General features: G+C 23.3%; 24 protein-coding genes. 13 read left to right on the top strand and 11 right to left on the bottom strand.

What is annotated here, in order from left to right; translation table 4 throughout:
* Positions 1–24 precede the first annotated feature (24 nt).
* The 7 genes from EXC65_RS03260 to ileS form a co-directional block, all read right to left on the bottom strand.
* Positions 25–891, bottom strand: coding sequence for a hypothetical protein (locus EXC65_RS03260; protein ID WP_129720063.1), 867 nt, complete (start codon positions 889–891; stop codon positions 25–27).
* 90 nt (positions 892–981) lie between these two features.
* Entirely contained in the window at positions 982–1,248 is a 267-nt protein-coding gene (gene rpoE / locus EXC65_RS03255) for a DNA-directed RNA polymerase subunit delta (RefSeq protein ID WP_129720062.1), read from the bottom strand.
* 3 nt (positions 1,249–1,251) lie between these two features.
* A complete protein-coding gene (argS, locus tag EXC65_RS03250; protein ID WP_129720061.1) occupies positions 1,252–2,862 on the bottom strand; it encodes an arginine--tRNA ligase in 1,611 nt (536 codons plus the stop codon).
* A 4-nt stretch (positions 2,863–2,866) separates the two neighbouring features.
* Complete coding sequence (locus tag EXC65_RS03245; RefSeq protein ID WP_129720060.1) at positions 2,867–3,610, bottom strand: nucleotide exchange factor GrpE; 744 nt, start codon at positions 3,608–3,610, stop codon at positions 2,867–2,869.
* A gap of 50 nt (positions 3,611–3,660) precedes the next feature.
* Positions 3,661–4,650, bottom strand: a complete 990-nt coding sequence (gene hrcA, locus EXC65_RS03240) for a heat-inducible transcriptional repressor HrcA (RefSeq protein ID WP_129720059.1) — start codon at positions 4,648–4,650, stop codon at positions 3,661–3,663.
* A 24-nt stretch (positions 4,651–4,674) separates the two neighbouring features.
* Positions 4,675–5,253: a signal peptidase II gene (locus EXC65_RS03235; RefSeq protein ID WP_129720058.1), complete on the bottom strand. Its 579-nt coding sequence runs from the start codon at positions 5,251–5,253 to the stop codon at positions 4,675–4,677.
* Positions 5,254–5,257: 4 nt separating this feature from the next.
* Complete coding sequence (gene ileS, locus EXC65_RS03230; RefSeq protein ID WP_129720057.1) at positions 5,258–7,918, bottom strand: isoleucine--tRNA ligase; 2,661 nt, start codon at positions 7,916–7,918, stop codon at positions 5,258–5,260.
* Positions 7,919–8,398: 480 nt separating this feature from the next.
* On the opposite strand from ileS, the gene lepA reads away from it, so the two are divergent.
* The 5 genes from lepA to EXC65_RS03205 are packed head-to-tail and all read left to right on the top strand — an operon-like array spanning position 8,399 to position 15,119.
* Positions 8,399–10,192 carry a translation elongation factor 4 gene (gene lepA / locus EXC65_RS03225; RefSeq protein WP_129720056.1) on the top strand — a complete coding sequence of 598 codons (1,794 nt, stop codon included), beginning with the start codon at positions 8,399–8,401 and terminating at the stop codon, positions 10,190–10,192.
* 35 nt (positions 10,193–10,227) lie between these two features.
* Positions 10,228–11,025, top strand: coding sequence for an MSC_0882 family membrane protein (locus tag EXC65_RS03220; protein ID WP_129720055.1), 798 nt, complete (start codon positions 10,228–10,230; stop codon positions 11,023–11,025).
* A gap of 27 nt (positions 11,026–11,052) precedes the next feature.
* Positions 11,053–11,259 carry a DNA cytosine methyltransferase gene (locus EXC65_RS03215; protein WP_129720054.1) on the top strand — a complete coding sequence of 69 codons (207 nt, stop codon included), beginning with the start codon at positions 11,053–11,055 and terminating at the stop codon, positions 11,257–11,259.
* Positions 11,241–12,290 carry a DNA cytosine methyltransferase gene (locus tag EXC65_RS03210; protein WP_129720053.1) on the top strand — a complete coding sequence of 350 codons (1,050 nt, stop codon included), beginning with the start codon at positions 11,241–11,243 and terminating at the stop codon, positions 12,288–12,290. The genes EXC65_RS03215 and EXC65_RS03210 overlap by 19 nt, the downstream gene beginning before the upstream one ends.
* A gap of 12 nt (positions 12,291–12,302) precedes the next feature.
* Complete coding sequence (locus EXC65_RS03205) at positions 12,303–15,119, top strand: DUF262 domain-containing protein (protein WP_129720052.1); 2,817 nt, start codon at positions 12,303–12,305, stop codon at positions 15,117–15,119.
* Between the two features lie 31 nt (positions 15,120–15,150).
* On the opposite strand, the gene gatB is transcribed toward EXC65_RS03205, so the two are convergent.
* Genes gatB through EXC65_RS03185 form a run of 4 tightly spaced genes read right to left on the bottom strand, consistent with a single transcriptional unit; the run spans position 15,151 to position 19,011 of the window.
* Positions 15,151–16,560, bottom strand: coding sequence for an Asp-tRNA(Asn)/Glu-tRNA(Gln) amidotransferase subunit GatB (gene gatB / locus EXC65_RS03200; protein WP_129720051.1), 1,410 nt, complete (start codon positions 16,558–16,560; stop codon positions 15,151–15,153).
* Positions 16,553–17,866, bottom strand: a complete 1,314-nt coding sequence (locus EXC65_RS03195) for an amidase family protein (protein ID WP_129720050.1) — start codon at positions 17,864–17,866, stop codon at positions 16,553–16,555. Before EXC65_RS03195 ends, gatB begins: the two co-directional genes overlap by 8 nt.
* Positions 17,856–18,179: a hypothetical protein gene (locus EXC65_RS03190; protein WP_129720049.1), complete on the bottom strand. Its 324-nt coding sequence runs from the start codon at positions 18,177–18,179 to the stop codon at positions 17,856–17,858. The genes EXC65_RS03195 and EXC65_RS03190 overlap by 11 nt, the downstream gene beginning before the upstream one ends.
* The gene (locus tag EXC65_RS03185) at positions 18,163–19,011 is read right to left on the bottom strand and encodes a pseudouridine synthase (RefSeq protein ID WP_129720048.1); all 849 of its coding nucleotides are present in this window, start codon (positions 19,009–19,011) and stop codon (positions 18,163–18,165) included. Before EXC65_RS03185 ends, EXC65_RS03190 begins: the two co-directional genes overlap by 17 nt.
* Positions 19,012–19,107: 96 nt before the next feature.
* Here EXC65_RS03185 and EXC65_RS03180 point away from each other — a divergent pair, with 96 nt between their 5' ends.
* From EXC65_RS03180 to EXC65_RS03145, 8 genes are all read left to right on the top strand, one after another.
* A complete protein-coding gene (locus EXC65_RS03180) occupies positions 19,108–21,030 on the top strand; it encodes a DNA gyrase subunit B (protein ID WP_129720047.1) in 1,923 nt (640 codons plus the stop codon).
* A 23-nt stretch (positions 21,031–21,053) separates the two neighbouring features.
* Complete coding sequence (gene ftsY, locus EXC65_RS03175) at positions 21,054–22,148, top strand: signal recognition particle-docking protein FtsY (RefSeq protein WP_129720046.1); 1,095 nt, start codon at positions 21,054–21,056, stop codon at positions 22,146–22,148.
* The gene (locus EXC65_RS03170; protein ID WP_129720045.1) at positions 22,141–22,383 is read left to right on the top strand and encodes a helix-turn-helix domain-containing protein; all 243 of its coding nucleotides are present in this window, start codon (positions 22,141–22,143) and stop codon (positions 22,381–22,383) included. Before ftsY ends, EXC65_RS03170 begins: the two co-directional genes overlap by 8 nt.
* A 2-nt stretch (positions 22,384–22,385) precedes the next feature.
* On the top strand, positions 22,386–22,766 hold the full coding sequence (locus EXC65_RS03165; RefSeq protein ID WP_129720044.1) for a hypothetical protein: 381 nt from the start codon (positions 22,386–22,388) through the stop codon (positions 22,764–22,766).
* 143 nt (positions 22,767–22,909) lie between these two features.
* The gene (locus EXC65_RS03160; RefSeq protein WP_129720043.1) at positions 22,910–23,392 is read left to right on the top strand and encodes an L-threonylcarbamoyladenylate synthase; all 483 of its coding nucleotides are present in this window, start codon (positions 22,910–22,912) and stop codon (positions 23,390–23,392) included.
* Positions 23,382–23,822, top strand: a complete 441-nt coding sequence (locus tag EXC65_RS03155) for an RpiB/LacA/LacB family sugar-phosphate isomerase (RefSeq protein WP_129720042.1) — start codon at positions 23,382–23,384, stop codon at positions 23,820–23,822. Before EXC65_RS03160 ends, EXC65_RS03155 begins: the two co-directional genes overlap by 11 nt.
* Complete coding sequence (mutM, locus tag EXC65_RS03150) at positions 23,822–24,652, top strand: DNA-formamidopyrimidine glycosylase (protein WP_129720041.1); 831 nt, start codon at positions 23,822–23,824, stop codon at positions 24,650–24,652. Before EXC65_RS03155 ends, mutM begins: the two co-directional genes overlap by 1 nt.
* A complete protein-coding gene (locus EXC65_RS03145; RefSeq protein ID WP_165001343.1) occupies positions 24,642–24,944 on the top strand; it encodes a Smr/MutS family protein in 303 nt (100 codons plus the stop codon). The genes mutM and EXC65_RS03145 overlap by 11 nt, the downstream gene beginning before the upstream one ends.
* Positions 24,945–24,974 lie beyond the last annotated feature (30 nt).

The following is a 24,974-nucleotide window of genomic DNA, read 5'->3' as shown; positions in this document are numbered from 1 at the left end:
TAAAAAAGTGAAAAATTTAAAAATTTATATTTTAAATAATGTTTTAATTTTAATGAGTTTTACTAAAAAATAAAACTTTCTAAATGTTTTTATTTGTTGCTTAATTAAAAAATAAGTAGTAAAACTTGTTTTACTTTTATATTTTGTTTTCATTATTTTTCAATATTTTTTTAGTTCTTTTTCGTTTTGTTGATATTCTTTTATAATTTCAAAATTTTTAAAAACTAAAATAGGTTTTAATTCATCATCGTTTATTATTAACTTTTTAGTTTGTCAATAACTCATTTTTTTTCTAAAAATAATTTTATATCAAATAAAAGCAATAGTGTAAACTATAAAAAATCAAAATAAAATTAAAAGAAGAAAAAAAATTAAATATAAAAACATTCATAGTTCATAATTTAAACCTAAAACAGAAACGGTCTTTCTAATTAAAAAGAGGAAAAATAAATAAAAAATTAAATAAAATAAATTTTTAAAAAATAAAAATAATTTATTTTTTAAAAAGAAAATTTTTTCTTTTTTTAAAAAAATAATTTCTAAAAAATTTATAATAAAAATTGTACAAAACACAATAAAAATATGCAGCATTTTAGAAAAAATTAAATACAACAAAAAACTAGTTGCACTGTTTTTATCTCAATTTCAACTTTGTTTTATAATTGCATTTTCTTCTTTAAAAAATAAAAAATAAACTTTATTTAAAAAATTGCTAAAAATAATCGCTGTTTTTCAACCATATTTATATTCTAAAAAAAGAAAAATAGCTGTTGTGGTAAAAGCAAAAGCTTTTACATAAATATTTGGGTTTAAAAAGTAAATTTTAATACTTTTTGATATTCAATGGATTATTGTTTTTTCATGAAAAAAAATATTTTCTTTGCTTAACATTTTTTTACTGCGTATTTTGTAATATTTTTGTATTAAAAAAATAATTACAAAATATAAAATAGAAAACACTAAATAATATCAATACATTTTTTATTTAACTGCGTGTTTATTTAATGTTCAAGTTCCATCATTATTTTTTATAAAATGTCTATCTACTGTTAATAATTTATATAGTTCACCCATTTTTTTCTCAATTAAAGCATTTGTTTCACTATTAGTTCTAACTTTTTCATCTTCTGATCAAATTGAAAATAAATGTTTTTTTACATAATCGAAAATTTCATAAAATTCTAAAGATTCATTTTTTTGTAAAATTTCTACAGCTAAATTAATTATTTTATAATTATTATTGTTCATAATTTACATCCTTTCAGGTGAAGAAACACCTATTAAATCTAATCCTATTTTTAAAACTATCTGTGTAGCTTTTGCTAAAGCTATTAAGCTTTTTTCATTTGGATTATTGATAAATTTTGTATTTGAATAAAGAGTATTAAAATCTTTGCTTAAATTTAATAAATACTCAGTTAATAAATTAATTTTATAGTTTTTTGAAATTTTATCAATTAATTCAGGAAAAATTTTTAAATTATTTATTAATTTTAATTCTAATTCATTTTCAAAAGAAGTTGCTAAAAATTCCTGTATATTTGTTTTTAAAAGCAATTGACAAATTCTTGCATATGAATACTGAATTGAGAAAACAGGATTCTTGCTGCTTTGCTCAAGGGCTAGATTGATGTCAAAATCTAAAACTGAATTTTCTGATCTATGTAACATAAAAAATCTCATAGAATCTTTGTTTACAACTTTAAGTAAATCTTTTATTGTAAAAGAAGTTCCTTGTCTTTTGGACATTTTAAAAAGTTCTCCATTTTTTAAAAATCTAACAATTTGACAAGTCAAAATTTTTACTTTATCTTTTGAAAAACCTAAAATTTCTAAAGCTATTTCCATCCTTTTAATATAACCTATATGATCTGAACCTCATATGTTTATAAGTTTGTCAATTCCACCATCAGCATTAATTTTTTGTTTATGATATGCAATATCAGGCGCAAAATATGTATACTTTCCATCATTTTTTACTAAAACTCTATCTTTGTCATCACCGTATTTAGTTGTTTTTAATCAAAGAGCTTTGTTATCGATGTATGTATCACTAAGACTATTTAAGGTGTTTTGAATTTCATTATTTTGATATAGTGTTTTTTCACTTGAGAACCTATCAAAAAATACATTAAAATCAGATAAATCTTTTTTAATTTCTTTTAACATGATGTTGATAGATTCATTTTTAAAAATTTTTATAATTTCTTTGTCATCAATACTTTTGTTTTGAAACTTATCATTATATTTTTGCTTTATTTTTTTTGCTGCAAAAATTATATCTTCACCCATATAACAATCTTCAATCATCTTTACTGAAGGGTCGAATAATTGTTTATATCTTAATAAAACAGAAATAGCAAGTCTTTCAATTTGATTACCTGCATCGTTAACATAAAATTCTTTAATAACTTTATTTCCAGTAAAAGTTAAAATATTAGCTAATGTTGAACCTATTGCAGCCCCCCTTGCATGACCAACATGTAAAAAACCTGTAGGATTAGCTGAAACAAATTCAATATTTATCTTTTGGTTTTGATTTTGAGCACCATATTTTTCATTTTTTTTAATTATTTTATTTATAACATCTACAAAAAAATTATTTTTAACAAAAAAATTTAGAAAACCTGGTTTTGCTATCTCAATTTTTTTAATTAAGAATTTATCATAATCAATAGTGTTTTTTATGTTTTCAGCAATTTCTAAACTTGTCTTATTTATTTTTTTTTGCAATATTAAAGCAATATTGGAAGAAAAATCACTAAATTTTTCAGATTTTGTTAGTCTAATATTATCAACAGGATAATCTAATTTTTTAAGCGCTTCTTCTAAAGCTTTTAAAATTAAATTTGAATTATTCATTTAATTATTCACCTACAACAACAATAGCAGGTCTTATCACTCTATCATGTAACTTATAACCAAAACTTTTTATTTCAATAATTAATTCTTTAAATTTAGGATTTGGTTTTTTTTCTGTTATTTGATGAATTTCAGGATTAAATTTTTCACCAATATATGGTTCAATTTTTACAAGACCATAATTAGCAAATAAACCTTCAATTTGTTTGTAAATCATAGAAAAACCTTGTAAATATCTTTTAACTTCAATATTTTCTTGTTTTTCACCTGCTTTAATTGCAAATTCAAAATTTTTCAACACCATTATAAAATCTTCGAAGAATTTTTGATTTCCATATTTTTTTAATTCTGTTGATTTTAATTCAAATTTTGATGAATTTTCATCTTTATGTTTTTGAATTTCATCTTTTGCTTTCTGTTCAATTTCGACTACTTTTTCTTTAAATTGCTTTAAACTTTTTTCCATTTGAAATTTAAGTGTTTCAATTTCAATTCCAGATAATGTTAATTGTGTTTGTAACTTTTCATTTTGTGCTTGGAGTTTAGCAATTTGTGTACTTTCTTTTGTTTTTGGTGTTGATTTAATTTTGTTATCAGATGTTTGTTCTGTTTTTTTGTTTTCTATATTACTTTTATTTTTTTTAAAAAAACTTTTTTTTGTATTTACTTTAGGTTTTTGTGTATTTTCTTGCTTTATTTCTTGTGATTTTTTATTTTGTTTTTGTTCTTTTTTAATTGTATTTTCCATTTTTTATATCCTTACATATGTATTTTTACGAAATTTAATTAATTAAAAAATTATTTCTTTTTTAAAAATTTTTCTAAAACTTTTAAGGTTGTTAAAACCATTGTATAATCTATTTTTTTGGGAGCACCAATAAATGTTATTTCTTTAAAATTACCGTCTAAATCTTTCATTTTTTTGGAAATAAATGCTGTTTCTTTTGAATCTATTTTAATTTTAAGATTATTATTTTCATTGTATTTTGCTTCAATAGATTCTCAAATAGATTTTTTTTCTACTAAATCTAAAATTTCAGCTATTTTTTCTCTTGAAATTTCTTTAGATAAAATTAAATCATTTTTATTAAAAACTTCAGATTTATAATATTTTTTAAAATTAAAAATGTTTTGAACAAAAGTTTGTATAACAAAATCTATGTTTTTAATTTCTCTAGATAAAATAGGAGCTAAAAGTTTAATGATTTTTTCAATTTCCTCAATAGGTACATTGTAAAGTCTCTCATTAAAAACTCTTACTGCGACTTTTACATCTTCTTTTTGAACAAATTTAGAAAAATTAATAGTTTTATTTTCAACCCTTCCTGTTGATGTAACTAAAATAATTACACCTGAGTTTTTATCAATAGGTGTCAATGAAATAGATCTTATTCTTTCTTCATCTGAACTTGTAGAAGTGATAATTGTTAAATTTGTTATTTCACTTATTGCATTCACAGCTTCTTCAATTGTGAAATCAATAGATGTTCTTCTTTTATTGAAAATATTTATTATTTTATTTTCTCAATGTTCATCATTATCATTCACTAAAACATTTGCATAATATTCATATGCCTTTAATGTGGGAATTCTACCACTAGAAATATGTGATTTTTCTAAAAAACCTTTCTTTTCTAAATTGAGCATAAAACTTCTAATTGTTGATGAAGAAACATTTAAATTATAAGCTTCTTTAAGTGTTTTTGAAGCAACAGCTTCACCTGTAGATATATAATTTTCTACAATTTTTTTTAAATAAAATTTTTCTTTTTCACTTGCAAAACTCATGTTTGCATTATATCAAAAAAAATACTATTTTTTTTCAGAATTATCATCTTGAATATTATTTTTTTTGTTTTTAAAATTAACATTTGCTAAAATAGTTGCAACAATAACTAAAATTATTGAAACAGCAATGAAAATATCTGCAAAATTAAATGTTCCTGTGTCAAATCAAGGTAAAAAAATCAAATCTTTAACCCCATAATCAACATATGCGATTCTATCAATTGTATTTCCTAAAACACCACTAAAACATATTGCATATGTAATTATAAAAATAATTTTCTCGCTTCAAAAACTTAAAAATAAAAGAATAATCATAAATAAAAAACTTAAAAAATGTATTCCATTTATACCTATAAATTTGTGAAGGCCAGATGTTACACCATTATGAAAAACGGGTCTAAAACCTATAATTCCATAATTATGTACATTTTCTTTTAAAAAACCTAATTTAAATTCTTCATTAGTAAAAATTTGTGTTTTTGTTAACTGATCAATCAGCAATGCAACAGTAATAATAGTTCAAAAAACAAAAATATTAATTATTCTTTTTTTTATAGGAGTTTTTAATCATTCTTTTTTTATTTTTTTTAATAAATTTTGCATTTTATTAGATTCCTTTTAAAACTTTATCACAACTTTGACAAATATCATTAATTATATCTTTTTGTTCAAAGTGATTTCAACATCTTTCACATTTTATAGAATTAAATTTTTCTATTTTCAATTCATTCCCAAATGTAATTTTACCAATAATTAATAATTTTTTCAAATCAAGAGATTTTAAAAAATTACTTGGATTATTTATTGTTAAATGCACTTCATTCGATCTTCTAATTAAATTAGATTTTATACTTTCTTCAATTAATTTGTAAGTTGCATCTTTTAGTGTGAAAAATTCTTTTCACTGTTCTTCATAATTAGTTTTAATTTCTTCATAGTCGAAGAAAGTTTCTAAATGTATACTTTCTTTTTTATTTTCTTTTTTAAAGAACGAATAAACTTCCTCAGTTGTAGTTGGTAAAATTGGGGCCAATGCAATTGTCAATGTTTCTAATATTTGATAAAAGTTTTTTTGAAACATTCTTCTTTCTCGCGAATTAATTGCCTCTGTATATAAATAGTCCTTTGCAATTGAAAAATAAAAGTTAGATAAATCAATAATAAAATTATTTATATCTTTAATTACAAGTAAAAAACGATAATTATCATAATTTTTTATAATTGAATTTTTAAGTTTTTTTAATCTTTCTTCAATTAATAAATGAATCCCTGTAAGTTCAATATTATTTTTGTAATCATAATCATTGATATTGCCTAATAAAAACCTAATAGTATTTCTAATTTTTCTGTATATTTCTATGTTTTGATCAAAAATTTTATTTGAATAGGAGACATCGCTTGAATATTCACTATTTGCTATTCAAATCCTCAAAATGTCAGCCCCATATTTTTTTATTATATCTAAAGGGCTCACTACATTACCTATTGATTTAGACATTTTTCTATTTTTTTCATCAACAACAAAACCATGACTTAATAATTCTTTGTAAGGACTTTTACCTCTATAAACAACACTATTAATAATTGAAGAATTAAATCAACCTCTATATTGATCTGAGCCTTCAAAATATAAGTCAAATGGCTTTTTAGTGTTTTCAATGTCAACAGCAATTGATGTAGAACCTGAGTCAAATCAAACATCCATAATATCTTTTTCTTTTGTTCAACCTAAATTACGATATTTTTCAGGTAAAAGCTCATCAACTGATCATGAAAATCAAATATCACTACCATGTTCTTCAATTAATTTAATTACATAGTTAAAAATTTCTTCTTTAATTACTATGTTTTTATTTTCATCATAAAAAATAGTAATTGGAACTCCTCAAATTCTTTGTCTTGAAATAGTTCATGCTCCTCTATTTTTAATCATGTTTATTAATCTTAATTTGGCTCATTCATAAGGGAATTTTACATTATTTATTTCAGCTAAAATTTTATCTTTAAATTTGTTGATTGAAACAAATCACTGAGGTGTACCTCTATAAATAATAGGTTTTTTTGTTCTTCAATCATGAGGATAAGAGTGTTTTATAAAACTTAAATTTAAAAGTGTTTTTTCTTTTTCTAAAAATTGGCCAATGTTTTTGTTTGCTTCTTCATAAAAAATACCAGAAAATTCGCCAGCTTCTTTATTTAGTGTTCCATCATCATCAACATGCATAATGAAATCAAGTTTTTCTTTTTTACCAATTAAAAAGTCATCTTCACCGAAAAGTGGTGCCATATGTACAAGCCCTGTACCAACAGAAATATCAACATGATGCCCAGCAACAACTTTTCCAAATTTATCTTTTTTAATCGGTCTTATATATTCCACATTTATTAGTTCTTTTCCGTTGAAAGTTTGTGTAATTTTGTAATTTTCTCATTTTAAAGTTTTAGCTACTGAATCAACTAAATCATGAGCAATAATAAAAATATCTTTATCATGTTTTACTTTAGAATATTCAATATCATTACCTACAGCAACACCTGAATTCGCAATCAATGTTCATGGTGTTGTTGTTCATATAATTAAATTTTCATTTTCAAAAACAATATTATTTCCCTTTGAGATTTTAAATGCAACTAAAATAGAAGGAGATTTATGATCTGCGTATTCAATTTCAGCTTCAGCTAATGCTGTTTGACTAGAAGGAGATCAATAAACAGGTTTTAAATCTTTTGTTAAATATCCATTTAAAGCCATTATTTTTAATAATTCAAGTTGTTTTGCTTCAAATTTAGGATCTAAAGTTATATAAAATTTTGAATAATCAGTCAAAAGTTGTAATTTTTTAAATTGATTTTTTTGATTTTCCACTTGTTCTAAAGCGTATTTTTTAGCTTCACTTCTCAAAAATTGTGCTGACATTTCTTTGTGGTCTTTTTTAAGTTTTTGCAAAATTTTTATTTCAATTGGCATTCCATGTGTGTCTCACCCAAAAACCATAGGTGAATAAAAACCTTTAAGATTTTTATATCTAACAATAATATCTTTAATAACCTTGTTTAAAGCATGGCCAATGTGTATGTCACCATTTGCATATGGTGGTCCATCATGTAAAACAAATTGTTTATTATTTTTGTTTTTTTCTAAAATTTTATAATAAATTTTATTTTCATTTCAAAAGTTTGCATATTGTTCTTCTTTAACAACTAAATTTGCCTTCATTTCAAACTCAGTAAAAGGCATATTTAATGTATTTTTATATTCTTTTGTCATTTTATCCTCATTTCATAATAAAATTGTGAATTTTTTTAATTTTTATAATAAAATTTACTTAATATTATAAGTACAATTTTAAATTATAATATTAAAAAAGTATTTATATTGTATAATTTAAAAAACTTCTTTGTTTTTTGATGATGATTTCTTAAAAATAAATAAAATTTTGAGGTGAAATTATGGAAAAAATTTTAACAAAAGAAAAAAAAGCTAAACCAAGAAAGCATTAACTTCTAGAACTAGAAGAAATAGATGATTATATGGAATTTTTCTTTCATTTTTAATTGTTGGTCTTACATCTGGATCTTGTTTTTTAATTTATTCAATTGTAAAAAAACACGAAGAAAAAAGACAAATTTATAATGATGAACAAGAGAAAAGAGTTGAAACAGAGAAAAACAGAAAATAGTTAAAAAATTATTTTCTGTTTATTTTAATTTATTATTTATTTGATAAAACTAGTTAATTATTTGAATTATGAACAAAAAAAAAATAAGAAATTTTTGCATCATTGCTCATATTGATCATGGTAAATCAACATTAGCTGATAGAATATTAGAATTAACAAATGCTGTTGAAAAAAGAGAATTAAAATCTCAGCATTTGGATTCAATGGATTTAGAACAAGAAAGAGGAATAACAATAAAGTTAAACTCTGTACAATTAAAATATAAAGATCACCTTTTCCATCTAATAGACACACCAGGTCACGTAGATTTTACATATGAAGTTTCTCGTTCATTAGCCGCAACTGAAGGTGCATTGCTTTTAGTAGATGCAACTCAAGGTATTGAAGCACAAACACTTGCTAATGTTTATTTAGCTATTGAAAATAATTTGGAAATTATTCCAATTATTAATAAAATTGATCTTCCATCAGCAGATCCTGAGAATGTTAAAAAAGAAATAGAGAATATCATTGGAATTCCGGCTGATGATAGTATTTTAATTTCTGCTAAAACAGGGTTGAATATTGATAAGGTTCTTGATGCTATTATTGAAAAAATACCATATCCTCAAGATGCGGATGATTCTAAACCTTTAAAAGCTTTGGTTTTTGATTCATATTTTGATGCTTACAAAGGTGTTGTTCTACTTGTTAGAATTATGGAGGGTACAATTTCTGTAGGAGAGCATTTTTATTTGATGTCAAATAAAAAAAGATTTCATGTTGTTGAACTTGGTGTTAAAACACCTGCAGAAATTAAGAAAAATAAATTAGTTTCTGGAGAAGTGGGTTGAATTGCTGCTTCCATAAGGAATGCAAAAGATATTTCTGTAGGGGACACAATTACTTTAGTGGAAAATCCTACAAAAGAAGCTTTGCCAGGCTATAAAAAGTTAAAACCTGTTGTTTATACAGGGTTTTATCCTGTTGATAGTAAAGATTTTAATTTATTAAAAGAATCATTAGAAAAAATTTCACTTTCAGATTCTTCTATTACTTATGAACCAGAATCATCTAAGGCTTTGGGTTTTGGATTTAGAGTAGGTTTTTTAGGTATGCTACATATGGAAGTTTTACAAGAAAGACTTGAACGTGAATTTGGTGTTAGCTTAATAGCTACCACACCATCAGTAGAATTCGATGTTTTTAAAACTGATAAAACTGTTGTAAAAATATCAAACCCTTCTTTATTTCCTGAACCAACTTTTATTGAAAAAATAGAAGAACCTTTTATTAAAACAACAATAATTGTTCCTGATGTTTATGTAGGTGCTATTATGGAATTATGTCAAAATAAAAGAGGTAATTTTATTGATTTAGAATATATTGACCACACAAGAAGAAATGTTATATATGAACTACCCTTAGTGGAAATAATTTTTGATTTTTTCGATAGCTTAAAATCTGTTTCAAAAGGTTATGCGACATTTGATTATGAATTAATAGGTTATAGACAATCACCATTAGTAAAACTAGAAATTTTACTAAATGGTGATAAAGTAGATGCATTCTCAATTATAGTGCATAAAGATTTTGCTTATAACAAAGGTCGAGAATTAACTGAAAAGTTAAAAAAAGCAATTCCTAGACAAAATTTTGAAGTTCCTGTACAAGCTGTGATCGGAGCAAAAGTCATTGCTCGTGAAACTATAAAAGCATATCGTAAAGATGTTACTGCTAAACTTTATGGTGGTGATGTTACAAGAAGAAAAAAATTACTTGAAAAACAAAAAGAAGGAAAGAAAAGAATGAAAGCTATTGGCTCAATTGAAGTGCCTCAAGAAGCTTTTCTTGCTGTTTTGAAAAAAAGTGATGACAAATAGTTTAAAAGTATTTTTATTTAATGAAAGGATTATTTATGAATATAAAGCCATTAAATAGCGAAACAACAGAAAATGAAATTAATGCACCAGAAATTAAAAAAGAAGAAAATTTAGATTTAAAAACCGATGAAGCTTTGAAAGTATTTCATAATGAAAAAGGTTTTCTTTTATTTAGAATAATTATTTATCTTTTTTTATTTATTATTATTTCTATTTTAGTTGTTTTAATTTCTACAAACCAATTCAAAGCTATGAAAATAACAAAATTAGATTTTCATTGATCATGACTAATATTGCCTATTATTGGTTTGACTTTCTTATTTATTAAATTAATAAGTTGTTTTTTTACATTATTTGAATTAAATAGAGGAATTAAAAAATTTAAAGCAACAGCGAACCAAGATGCTGCACTTGTAATGATCAAAATATATAAAAAATTAATTTTTTCTCAAGTGCATCACAATTGATGAGCTTTTATTGTTTCTTTTTATACAACAATTATTACTTTGATTATTTATGGATTATCTAAATGAAAACTAACACAAGAAATTATTAATAATTCTATTCCTAGTTGAGTTTATTTTTACACAATTATTGGGTGTATCCTAGGCTCTATTTTTATTATATGATTAATTTTTACAATTATTAGAAAAAAAAGAATTATTGATATCAGTCATTATTTTGGACTAAAAATTAGTCAATTTGATAGTTTTGATAAACAAAAAAATCAACTTAACAGATTGTATTTAAAATGATTTATTTTAACTTTTTTATTTTTATTATTTCTTCCTTTTTTAATTTTGTTAATTATCAAAAAAGTAAGAAAAAAATAAATAAAAAAGGGAGTAAAAATTTAAAACATGAAAAAATTAAAAGTTTTTGAAACATTTTCAGGAATCGGAGCACAACACAAAGCACTTGAAATTTTGAAAAAAGAAAATCCAAATTTTGATTTTGAAATTGTAGCTACTTGTGATTGAGATGTATATGCTAATATTGCATATGATGCAATATTTCATAACTCTATAAGAGAGAGAGAGAGAGAGAGATTTCGCAAGAAGAAATAAATAATTTTCTCTCTAATTTCAACCACTCTTTAGATGGAAAAACTGCTACTAATATTATTAATAAATTAAATTATAAAACAAAAAAAGACCTTTATTTTGCTATAAAGCGTGCAAATAATTTTGTTGATATCCAAAAAATAAACAAGCAAAACATTCAACAACTTTTAAAAGAAAAAGGAAATGTAGATTTACTTACATATTCTTTTCCTTGCCAAGATCTTTCAACAGCCAATACTTCAAAAAACAATGTAAAAGGAATGAAAAAAAATTCTAATTCAAGAAGTGGTTTAGTTTGAGAAATCGAAAGAATTTTAAATATATTCCAGGAAGAAAATAAACTTCCTGGTTTTTTGCTTTTAGAAAATGTTCCCGCAATGTTAAATAAACACCATAAACAAGATTATGAAAGTTGGCTAAAAACTTTAAAAGAATTAAACTATAGTACTTTAACTCTGGTTTTAAATTCTTTTGATTATGGCTCGATTCAAAAAAGAAAAAGAGTTTATGGGATTTCAATTTTAAACTATAACGGCAAAACAAATGAAAAAGGTGAAATTTTAGATTTAAAAATTCCTAAATCTATAAAAAAAGAAAAACAAAAAATTCAAGATGTTTTAAAACTAGATTATACAAATTCTGTTTATTTAAAAGAAGCAATAGAAGCGCAACCAAAAAGAACTAAATCAAGAGAAAAAATTTATATAAAAAATCCAAAATTAAATTTAAAAACTAAATCAATTAGAACTTTAACAACAAGACAAGATAGAAATCCTAATTGTGGGATTGTTAGTTTGAAAAACACTATTTTAGACAATCAAAAAAGAAAATTAAATAATAAAGCTAATTTTCGTTTTATAACTCCCAGAGAAGCCTATCTCTGTATGGGGTTTAATGAAGAAGATTTTAATAAAGTTTCTATAAAAAATATAACAAAAGCAAAGTTGTATCAACAAGCAGGTAATAGTATAGTTATTTATGCATTAAAAGTAGTAATAAAATTAATTCAAAAACAATTTAATAAAAAAAAATAAAGAGGTGTAAATATGAAAAATTTAAAAAAATTTTGAAAAATAGGTACTAATATTTTTACATACTTAAGTGAATTAAAAGATAAAAAACCTAATTATTTAAGTGAATTTATTATTCTAAAACAAACTACAGATTTAAATAAAGAAATTTATTCTTTGTTATCTATTGATGATCATACATTTAGAATTATAAATCAAAATGAAAAATCAACTTTTTTTCAAAAAATTCGAGTTTTATGTTTTTTAGGAATTTTAAAAATTCATAATTTTGATGAAGAAATTTATAAATTAGATAATTTTGCAAAAGAGTTTGAAAGCAGGAAATTTATATGGAATATTAAATTTAAAAAAGATTGAGATATTTATGATCATATTCTTGTTTTTTTGGATAATCAATACACTTTAATAAACCAAACTTTAAATTGAGAAGCACAAAAAATAAGTTTTTTCTTTTCTTTCGCTTTATCTTTTGTGTTAAATAAATTGTTTCAAAAAAATTGAGAAGAATTTAAAAAAATAACACAAAAATTAAACTTAGATAAAAAAGATTTAAATTATTATTATGATGATGAATTTTATAAAAAAATATCAAATCATTCAAATTTACCTAAAATAATTATTGAATTTTTAGAAAAAAATGATTTTCATATAGAAAAAATTAGCGAAAATATTGATTTAGAAAAAAATGTTTTATCTCACTATGAAAATACCTTACTATTTTTAAAACAAACAATAAATGATAAAGAAAATTTAATTGGTTTTCCAGAGAAAAGAAAAATAATTCACCCATCTTCTGAAACATTTAATCTTGCAAACTTTTTTTGATATATTTATTATAATAGAAATCAAAAATTAAAAATACCTGTATTTCAAAGGAAAATTAGTTGAACTAAAAATATTGTTTATAATTTATTAGAAGATATTAAAAATGTAAGTGATTATACAAGAGAATATATATATTTAGGGGTTTTAACTTGTACTGCATTAAATAATAACAAGAATTTTAAAAATATAATTGATGGTCAACAAAGATTATCAACATTGCTTTTAATTTTTAATGCTTTAAGTGTTTTTACATTAAGTAAAAATTTTTTTTCAGAAGAAGAATTTGAAATAAATTTAGAATTTATGAAAAATGAAAAAATAATTTCTTTTTTAAATATTTTTAATAAATCTAGCGATAATGAAAATTCAATAATTTATAATTATTTTATTAGAATTCAAGGTAATAATGATTATGAAGAGTTTGAAAAAGTTTTAAATTTAAAAAATTTTGATAAAGTTGATTCTAAAATTTCTAAAATTTTATATGATATATTAATTTGAATTATTAATAATTTTAAAAATTCTCAACAAAAATTGTTTAATTTTTGACAAGCTTTTTTGCACAAAATATATTTTATTATTGTTGATCTTGAAAACATTAATGAATTTGATTTATTTGAAAGAATGAACACAAGACAAAGACCACTTAATGCAATTGAATTAGTTAAAAATAGAATTTATTCAGAATTTGAAAATGAAATAATCAATGCTAGTATAGAAAAAGAGTTTCAATTATTATTTGATAAACAAATTTTTTCAAAATTTTGAGATGTAAAGAAAAATGATATTTTTTTAAAAAAAATAAATGATTTTTTATGATACATCGACTCTATTTATAGCGATGATGAATGAGGTGAAATAAAAAGTGAAAATGATGACACAATTGATTTAAAACTTTATAGCAAATTTTGAATTTTTATAAAAGAACAAATAATTGAAAGAAATCTTAATAATAAAATTAATTTTAAAGAATGCATAAGTAAAATAAGTGATGAAATTGATTTATTTTTTGAATTAACAACTCCTGAAAAATATTTTTCAGAAAACCAAAGATTTTATTTTATTTCTAGCTATTTATATTCATTAATGCCTAATAGTAAAACTATTTACATACCTTTAATTAGTAGTATTATTAAAGCAGCTTTAAATGAAGATGTTTTTAATTTTTCAGACCAAATTAAAAACATCAAAGTTAAAAATATTATAATAGATTGTTTAAAAGTAATTCAATCTTTTGAAATTAAAAGACAAATGATTGCACAAAAAGGTGAAAGTTTAATTAGTTTTTTATCTAAAGTTTTAAGAGATTTGAAAAAAAATGATAATCTTTTAAATCCTAAAGCGATTTTTAATATTTTAAAAACTTACAAACATTTTGACAAAATTAATGATTTAAAAACATTATGAAATAAAGTTTCTGGCGATGCTTTAACACAACATGAAAAAAATATTTTATTAGTTATTTTTGAATGATATATTTTTAATGAAGAATGAACTTTAAAATTCTTTGAAAATCACGATTTAAAAATTAAAAATCAATTCACATTAGAACATATTGCTCCAAAAAAATTAAATCTTTGATATGAAAATTACAAATATTCTAATAATGAGAAAAAACAATTAGAATCTTATATAGAAAATATTGGTAATTTTTTACTATTAAAACAGAAAACAAATGCTAAAAATAGTAATAACATTTTTTCTAAAAAAAAGGTTATATATGCTAGTTCATTTAAAAACACTTCTTTAGCTACTTTAAAAGGTGTTGAAGGTTCTAGATTTAACATAATAATCAATGATATTAAAGAACTTATAAACAAATATAATTATGACAAAACTGGTTTTAAAAAATGAATTGTTAAACCTGAAAGAATTGAAAAATCCTTAAATAGTTTAAATCTTTTAGTTGATCATAAAATGACTTTTAATTGAGAAGATATAGAATTGAGAAGTGAGGCTATCGCGTGAGTAATTTGCTTAGCTTTATCTAACAGCAATAATAATTAACAATAAAAAAACTACATTAATAGTAGTTTTTTTAATTTATTTTTTCAATTTTTTCTATCAATATTTTATTAGCTAGTTGTGGATTAGCATTACCTTTTGTTTCTTTCATTATTTGACCTAAAAAGAATTTTAAAACTCTTTCTCTTCTAGTTGAATAATCATTTAACATTTCTTTATTTTTTTCAATTAATGTTTCGATTAAAGCAGAAATTTCATCTATATTTTCTAATTGTTGAATTTTATATTTTTTTACCAATTCTTGAATGTTTAATTCTTCATTATTTTTATAAATAACTAGTTCTTTAGCTTGTTTTGAGGAAATTGAATTATTTTTTTCTAAATTTAAAATTTCAACAATATCTTTTGGTTGAATTTTTAAATTTTTATAACCGTTATTTTTGATTAAAGGAACAATTTCCGAAAATAAAAATTTAACAGATTTGTTTTTGTCTTCATAATTAATCTCTTCAAAGAAATTTAATAAATCTATATCATTAATTAATTGTTCTATAAACTTATTATTAATACCTAATTGTTGATATTCCTCAATTCATTCTCAATGCATTTTATTAACTTTTATACTGTTAATAAAATTATCACTTAGTTTCATAATTGGAATGTTTGGTTCTGGAAAATACCTATAATCTACGCTATCTGTTTTTTCACGCATAACAATATTTTTTTGTTGTATATCATCAAATCTTTTTGTTTGTTGTGTAATTTTTAAATTTTGATCTAATTTTTTTGTTTGCTCTTGAATTTCTAATTCAATAGCTTTTTTAATATTATTTAAAGAATTAATATTTTTAATTTCGACTTTTGTACCAAAAACTTCATTTGGTTTATTAAGTGAAATGTTAATATCAGCTCTTAATGAACCTTCCTCTAGTTTTGCATCAGAAATATTTAAAAATTTTGCAATTTTAATTATTTGATCAACGTATAGTACAGCTTCATTAGCATTATTTATAACAGGTTTTGTTACTATTTCAATCAGTGGCACACCTGCACGATTATAATTTAAATAAGTTAAATTTTCTTTATGTATTTGTTTAGCTGTATCTTCCTCGATGTGAATTCTTTCAATTTCAATATTTTTTTTATTATTATTTTGTTCAATTTGAACAACTCCATTTTTACCTATAGGTCTAAATTGTTGTGTAATTTGAAATCCTTTAGGTAAATCTGGATAATAATAATTTTTACGGTCAAAACATAGATGACTTTCAATTTCCATTTTTAATACTTTTGCTAATTGAATTGCTTTGATTACTGCTTCTTTATTAACTGTAGGCATAGTCCCTGGATATGCTATATCAATTAAGTTAACATTTTCATTTACAGGTGCATTAAAATCATTTGGTGCACTTGAAAACATTTTTGATTTTGTATTAAGTTCAAGATGGATTTCTATCCCAATTACAACATTATATTTATTCATTTTGTTCCATCTCCTTTATTTCTTTTTCAATTCACAAACTATGTGATAAAAGATCTTGGTCATTATATAATTTTGCATCAATGGCGATGCTAAAAGGCAATTGTTCTGCTGGGCTTTCACCAAGTTTTAAAGTTAAAGATGGGTTTCAAGCTAAATTTGAAGCTGTTAATATTGTATCTATATAATTAAATGTTTTTTGTTCATTAATTAATGGTGCAATGCTTTGAGTACATGGATAAATTAAAATATCATATTTAGAATGTATTTCATCAAAATAATTTTTAATTAATCTTCTAATTTTTTGAGCTCTTAGAAATAGAAATTCTTGGTTATTTTTTTCAAGGAAAAATGATCCTAAAATCATTCTTTTTTGCACCATTTTACCCAAATGCTTACTCCTACTTTTTATCATAATATCTTCTCAGTTTTTACCTTGTTCTCTTTTTCCAAAAGCTATTGCATTTAAATTAGCTAAATTTGATGATGCTTCTGAATAAGATATTATTTCATAAGTTGGCTTTATTGCATTTAATAATGTTTCATTTATTTCTACTTTTTCAACAGTTGTTTTTTGTTTTAAATGCTTAATAAATTTGTTAAATTTATTATAAAAATAATCATCAACTTTAAAATCAAAAAAACCAATTTTTAGTGGTTTTTTACTGTATATATTGTTAATATCAACATATTTTGATGTTAAATCTTTTTCATCTTTTCCATATAAAACTTGAGCAATTTTTGCTATGTCATTAACATTATGTGCAAATCATGAAACTGTATCTAATGATGAAGAATAAGCAAACATTCCATATCTAGAAACAGCACCATAACTTGGTTTAAAACCAACTTTACCTACGAAAGATGCGGGCAACCTTACAGAGTCACCCGTATCTGATGCTAAAGAAAAAGAAATATTTTCAGTTAGTGTTGCAGCTGAACCAGAAGATGAACCACCCACTTTTCTTTTTGAATCTAAAGGATTATAAATTAAACCAAAAGCTGAATAAATACCTTCACCACCTAAAGCTAATTCATCATTATGAACTTTAGCAACTGGGCTAGCACCTTCTTTTAATAATTTTTCTACTACTGTAGCATTATAATTTGGTTGAAAATTTTCTAAAAACAAAGATGATGCTTGTGTAGGCGCGTTTTTAGTTGCAAAAACATCTTTAATAGTAAAAACAACATCTTTTAATTTTCCTGTATTTTGTGTATTTTTTTCTGTGAATATAAAGGAGGTTGCATTATTTTTATTATTTTTTAATTCTATTTGTGCTTTATTTCAATTACCTTTATTTATCATTTTTTATCACCTTTGTTAAAGTTATAAAATCACTTGTTTTTTCAGTTGCATTTTCTAAAATAATATTTTTATTTTTTTGTTGATTTTCTGCTATATCATCTCTAAGTTGTAATTCTTCATAATTTTCAATTCTTGATAATGGTTCTATATTTGAAACATCAATTTTTTCAATTAAATTCATCATTTTGTTTAGTTCAATAAAATCTTTTTTTAAAAGCTCGATCGCTTCTTTAGAAGGATTTAGCATTATTTTATGTGCCAAGTCATTAATTTTTTCATCTGTTAATAAAATATTTTTATCATTGTTTTTCATCTATGAACTCCTTGTTGTTTAAATATTTTAATTCATTTTCTAAATTTAAAAATTTAATTTTCCATGAATGTAGAAAAAGACGGCTAGATTTTCGACCACCATATTTTAGATCGCCTTCTATAGGATGTTTTAAATGGGCTAATGTTACTCTTATTTGGTGTTTTTTTCCTGTAATTAATTTAGCATACTTTTCACTTTTTTCTTGATAAAAAAATGTAGTAGCTATAGTTTTAGATTTTTCAGAAACAACCATCTTTTTTAATTTTTCGTTTTTTTCTAACTTTAGCGAAATTTTAATTGGTTTTTCTAAATTTATTGTTGATTTAAAACAATAAATTTTTTGAAAAAATTTTTGTTTTTTCTTTAATTCCACCAACGATTTGTAGTTTTTAGCATAAACAACGATTCCTGAAGTTGCTTTATCAATTCTTCCAATATGCGAAGGACAAAAAGAATTTGTTTGTGCAAAATTTAGATATGATAAAACTTGATTATCTAGAGAATTTGCCTCACTATGTATAGCTACATTTATCTTTTTAGAAATAATTAAAATATTTTCATCCTCATAAAGAATATCAAAGTTATAAACCAAATTTTTATCAAATTCTATAAATTTTTGATTAAATTTTTTTTCATCTAAAGAATAGACTAAAATTTCATCATTTTTTTGAACTATATATTTTTTATTATTTGTTTTTTGTTGATTTATTTTTATTTCTTTTTTTCTGAAAATTTTTTCTATTTTAGATAAAGGAACATTATTTAAAACTTTTGTTAAAAATTTAAAAAGTGTTTTTCCTGCATCGTTGTCAGTTGCTATAAATTTTTTCATACTTTTATTTTACTAGTTTAAATTAAAAACCATGTAAAAAAACAACTTTTTTAGTATAATTTAAAATATTATATTTTAAATAGTTAGGAGGGGAAGATGAGTCATAATTATGATGCAAATAGTATCCAAACTCTTGAAGGATTAGAAGCTGTTAGAAAGCGTCCTGGAATGTATATTGGTGGAACTGGGATTGTTGCGCTTCATCATTTAATTTGAGAAATTATAGATAATGCTGTTGATGAGTCATTAGCAGGTTTTGCTAATGAAATACATATAACTTTAAATAAAGAAGGTTATGTAAGTATTTCTGATAATGGTAGAGGTATTCCTGTTGGAATAAATGATAAACATGGTGTTTCGGCTGCTGAAGTAGCACTTACAATTTTGCACGCTGGGGGAAAATTTGATTCTGATGTTTATAAAGTTTCTGGTGGTCTTCATGGGGTTGGAGCTTCTGTAGTTAATGCTTTAAGTGCTAATTTAAAAGTTTGAATTAAAAGGGATTCAAAAATTTATTTTCAAGAATTTGTTGATGGCGGAAACAAACTAGATGATTTAAAAGTTGTGGGTGAATGTGATGAAAACGACACAGGAACCACTATTGAATTTATTCCTGATTTTAGCATTATGGAAAAACATGATTTTAAACTTGATATGATTGTTGACAGAGTTAAACAAACTGCTTATTTAACAAAAGGTTTAAAATTTGTGGTTGAAGATCAAAGACAAAATATAACCAAAGAATTTTGTTTTGAAGGTGGAATTATTGACTATATTTCTGAATTAACACAAGGTTATGAAAAAGTTATTGAAAAACCTATTTATTCTGAAGGTGTTTTTTCAATGAATGATTCAAGTCCACAAGTTAGTGTCGAAGCTACAATTCAATATGTTTTAGAAGACAGAGAAGAATTGCTTGCATATGCTAACAATGTTTACAATAAAGAAGGTGGAACCCACGAAATAGGTTTATTTGATTCACTTTCAAGAATAATCAACAATTATGCTTTAGAAAATAAATTTATCAAATCAGAAACTGATAAATTTTCACGTGATGATTTAAAAGAAGGAATGTTTGCTGTTGTATCTATCAAACATAGCGATCCTATGTTTGAAGGTCAAACAAAAGGAAAATTAATCAACAAAGATGTAAGACAAGCTGTTAATAAAATATTTTCAGGAACTTTTGAACGTTTTTTAAAAGAAAATCCAAACGAAGCTAGAAAAATAATAGAAAGAAACTTGCTAGCACAAAAAGCAAGAAAAGCAGCTGCGAACGCTAGAGAAGCAACCAAAAGAAAAAATCCTTTTGAAATAGGTTCTTTACCAGGGAAATTAGCTGATTGTACAACTAAAAACGCAGAAATTGCTGAACTTTATATTGTCGAAGGTAATTCAGCTGGTGGAAGTGCTAAAATGGGACGTGATAGACATTATCAAGCTATTTTACCACTAAGAGGTAAAGTTATAAATTCACAAAAAACTAATGATGAAAAAGTTTTTAAAAATGAAGAAATTTTATCACTTATTACAGCTTTTGGAACAGGAATTGGTTCAGAATTCAACATTAATAAATTAAGATATCACAAAATAATAATTATGACTGATGCTGATGTTGATGGTTCTCACATCAGAACATTGCTTTTAACATTTTTATATCGTTATTTTAAACCTTTAATTGAATTTGGTTTTATTTATATTGCACAACCACCTTTATATAAAATATCACATGGTAAAAAAGATTTTTATGCATATAATGATGCTCAAAAAGATGAAATTTTAAACAATTTAAAAGATGCAAAAGTTTCAATTCAAAGGTATAAAGGTCTTGGTGAAATGGATGCAGATCAACTTTGAGAAACAACTATGGACCCTTCAGTAAGAAGAATGATCCAAGTACAAATTCATGATGCTATGATTGCTTCTCAGGTTTTTGAACAACTTATGGGTGGTGAAGTGTTACCAAGACGTGAATTTATAGAAGAGAATGCTAAATTTGTTAAAAACATTGATTTATAAATTAAATATTTGAAAGAGAAAATATGAAATTTTTTAGTAGATTAAAAACAAGACTTTTTGGTACAAGCGAAGAAAAAGAAGAGTTAAAAAAAGCAATTTTAGAAGATAAAATTAAAAAGTTTGAAAAAAATTCTCAAAAAGAATTAGAAAAAAAATTAGCTAAAGAAGATAAGATAAATCGTTATGTAGCTGGTTTAAAAAAATCAAATGTTTCTTTAACTGAAAAAATTAAAGAATTACAAAATTCAAAAAACAAATTAAATGAAGAATTTTTTGAAGAATTAGAAGAAATTCTTATTATGTCTGATATTTCATATTCACTTGTTCAAACAATGATTTATGAAATTAAAAAAGAAGTTAAAAACGAAAACATCGACAACCCAAAGTTGATTGGCGAAATTATAGCTGATAAAATTTATACAATTTATGCAAACAATTCATTCATTAATACTAATTTAAATTATGAAGATGGTAGATTAAATGTATTTTTGGTTGTTGGTGTTAACGGTAGTGGAAAAACTACTTCAATTGCAAAATTAGCTAAAAGATATATAGATAAAAACAAGAAAGTTTTAATTGCCGCTGGTGATACTTTTAGAGCTGCAGCTGTTGAGCAATTAGAAGTTTGAGCTAATAGAGCTAAAGCTGATGTTGTAACACCAAATCATAATGAAAACGACCCTGGTTCAATAATTTATCGTTCTTTAGATAAAGCTTTAAATGAAAAATATGATTTATTAATCATAGACACCGCGGGAAGGTTACAAAATAAAATCAATTTAATGAATGAGTTAGCAAGAATCAACACAATAATTCAAAAAAAGGTTCCTAACGCACCTCATGAGTCGCTTTTGGTTATCGATTCAACAACAGGACAAAATGGTGTTTCACAAGCTAAACACTTTAAGGAAGTTACACCTATTTCTGGTATAGTTTTAACTAAAATGGATGGAACTAGTAGAGGTGGTATAATTCTTTCTATTAAAGAAGAATTAGATATCAATGTTAAACTTATTGGTTTGGGTGAAAAAATGGAAGATTTAGAAGAATTTGATTTAGACACTTTTATTTATGCTTTAACTAAAGATTTAATGGAGAAACAAGAAATTAATGACTAAAAACAAAAAAAATAATGATTATAGTGATAAATATTACATAGATTTATATAGTAAATATTACAAATTTTTAACCCAAAGTCAAAGACAAGTTTTTGAATTGTATTTTTTAGAAGGTTTTACTATTAGTAAAATAGCTGATATAATTGTAACAACAAGACAAGCTACTTACGATAGTTTAAAAAAAGCTAAAGAAAAATTAATAAAAATTTTTGAAAAAATGGAAGGCATGGAATAAATATGATTTTAGTTGTTGGACAAATTATTGTTTTCTTTTTGTGGCATTTTTTTTCCTGTTTAATTCTAATACACAGAATTAAAAAACCTTATATTCAATTTAAAAAAACTCATATTTGAGGTAAGATTGAAAAATTTAATTTATTAACTTTTAATACATATGTTTTTGCTTCTTTAGGTGGTTTGATTTTTTTAATTTACAATGTTACAACTAAAATTCCAAATACAGGATTAGTTATTTTTATATCCATTTTCACTTCTTTTATTTATGTTTTGGTTGTTGGGTTTTATATTTTTGAAATATATGTATATTTAAAAGTCAAACAAAATCCTTTATGACTTTATAAAGAAAAAAATTATAAAGAAACTATTGAAAAAAAATAAATTATTGCAATATTTTTTAAATAGAAAATCAGTTGTTTTTAATTGTAATTTAGAATAAAACAACTGATTTTTTTGTTTTGGATTACAATTAAAAAAATAAAAAGTGTTAATATATAAAAATTTAGTAAAATTAAATATAGTTTATGAATAATAAAAAAAATGATGAATATAAAAATCTTTTTATCACAACAACAGACACAGTTGTGGGTTTGGGTGTGCCTGTTATTAGTGATGAATTAGAATTACTTTTCAAAGTTAAATCAAGAGAAATAAATAAAAAAATAATTATTTTAGTAGCTTCAATAGAACAAGCAAGATTTTTTAAACAATGGAATGCTGAAGCTGAAAAAATGGCTTTAAAATTTTGACCAGGAAATACAACATTAATTGTTAATGATCAAGGTTTTAGAATGCCTAAATGTACAAAATTGCTAAAATTATTAGAAGAAAAAGGCGCTTGTTTTGTCACAAGCGCTAACATTTCCGGAGAAAAAACATTGGATTTTGAAAATGCTATAAATAAATTTCCAATGATTAAACAAAGATATAATTTGTGTCAAGGAAGCGGTGTTGCTTCTAAAATAATTAGAGTAGAAAATAAAGAGGTAATTAGATATGGGGAATAAAAAAATTATTTTTGCTAGTGACCATGCAGGTTTTGAATTAAAACAGGAACTTATAAATTACTTAAAAAGTATGAACATTAAAATTGTAGATCTCGGACCTTTTGATAATAAAACACCTGTTTCTTATGCTTTTTATGGAAAAAAATTAGCCCAAGAATTATTAAAAAACGAAGATTATGTAGGGGTTGGAATTTGTGGGACAGGTCTTGGAATTTCATATGCTTTAAATAGATTTAAAAAAATAAGAGCTGCTAGAGTTACAGAAATAGAAGATGCAAAATTAGCTAGAGCACACAACAATGCTAATGCTATTGCGCTTTCAGGAAGATTTGTATCATTTCAAAAATCTAAAGAAATATTAAATGCTTTTTTAGAAACTAAATATGAGGGTGGTAGACATCAAAAAAGAATTGAGGAATTAGATTTATAATGCCTGAATTGCCTGAAGTGGTTGTTGTCTCTAGACAATTAAATAAAAACATAACTGGTAAAGTTATTAATGATGTTATAGTTTATAACAAAAAACTAATAAAAGAAATAGATGAAAATAGTTTTAAAAATAAATTAATCGATAAAACTATTTTAAAGGTTGATAATTTTGGAAAATTTATTGTTTTTCATTTAACAGACAATGTAATTATGCTTAGTCATTTAAGAATGGAAGGTAAGTATTTTTATTATGACCAACCTAACTTCAAAATGAAACATGATTATATAATTTTTAAATTTAATGACAATAGTTTTTTGCACTACAATGATACAAGAATGTTTGGAACATTTCATTTAAGAAATAAAAATTCTTACAAACAAATAGATCCTTTAAATAAATTATCTCTTGTTCCTTGAAAGTTGCAAATTGATGATTTTTACAATAAACTACAAAGAAAAAATCAAAAAATTAAAACTGCGCTTTTGGACCAAACATTAATATTGGGTTTAGGTAATATTTATGCTGATGAAGTATTATTCGCATCAAAAATAAGTCCTTTTAAAAAAGCTAACAAAATAACAAAAATTGAAGCTGAAAATTTACTTAAAAATTCAACAAAAATATTAAAAGCTTCTATAAAATTAGGTGGAAGCAGTATAAATTCATATACTTCTTTAAACAAAACAGTTGGAGAATATCAAAACTTTTTAAAAGTACACACAAAAGCAAACCAACCTTGTGTTGAATGTAAAAATTTTATTTTAAAAACAAAAATAAATGGGAGAGGCACATATTATTGTGATGTGTGCCAAGAAAATAATGATATTTAATAATCAAACATTTGATTTTCATGGTTTGTTTGGTGATGAAGCTAAAATAAAATTAATGCATATATTAAAAGAATTTAAAGAAAGTAATTTTTATTCAATAAGAATAGTTGTAGGTAAAGGGACAGGAAGACTTAAACAAGTTATATCTTCTCACTTAGAAAGTGAAAATTGAAATTTTTTATATGATAATTATTATGCTGTTTTCACAATTTATAATGACAGTAACAATTATTCTGATTCACAAGAAATAAATGAAGATTTTGAATATTATTTCAACAAATTAAAAAACTAATTTAAATTATTAATTTTTTAAAAAAAACAA

The sequence above is a fragment of the Mesomycoplasma neurolyticum genome (assembly GCF_900660485.1).
Classification (GTDB): Bacteria; Bacillota_I; Bacilli_A; order Mycoplasmatales; family Metamycoplasmataceae; genus Mesomycoplasma_A; species Mesomycoplasma_A neurolyticum.
This window is presented reverse-complemented; position numbering and strand designations above follow the sequence as displayed.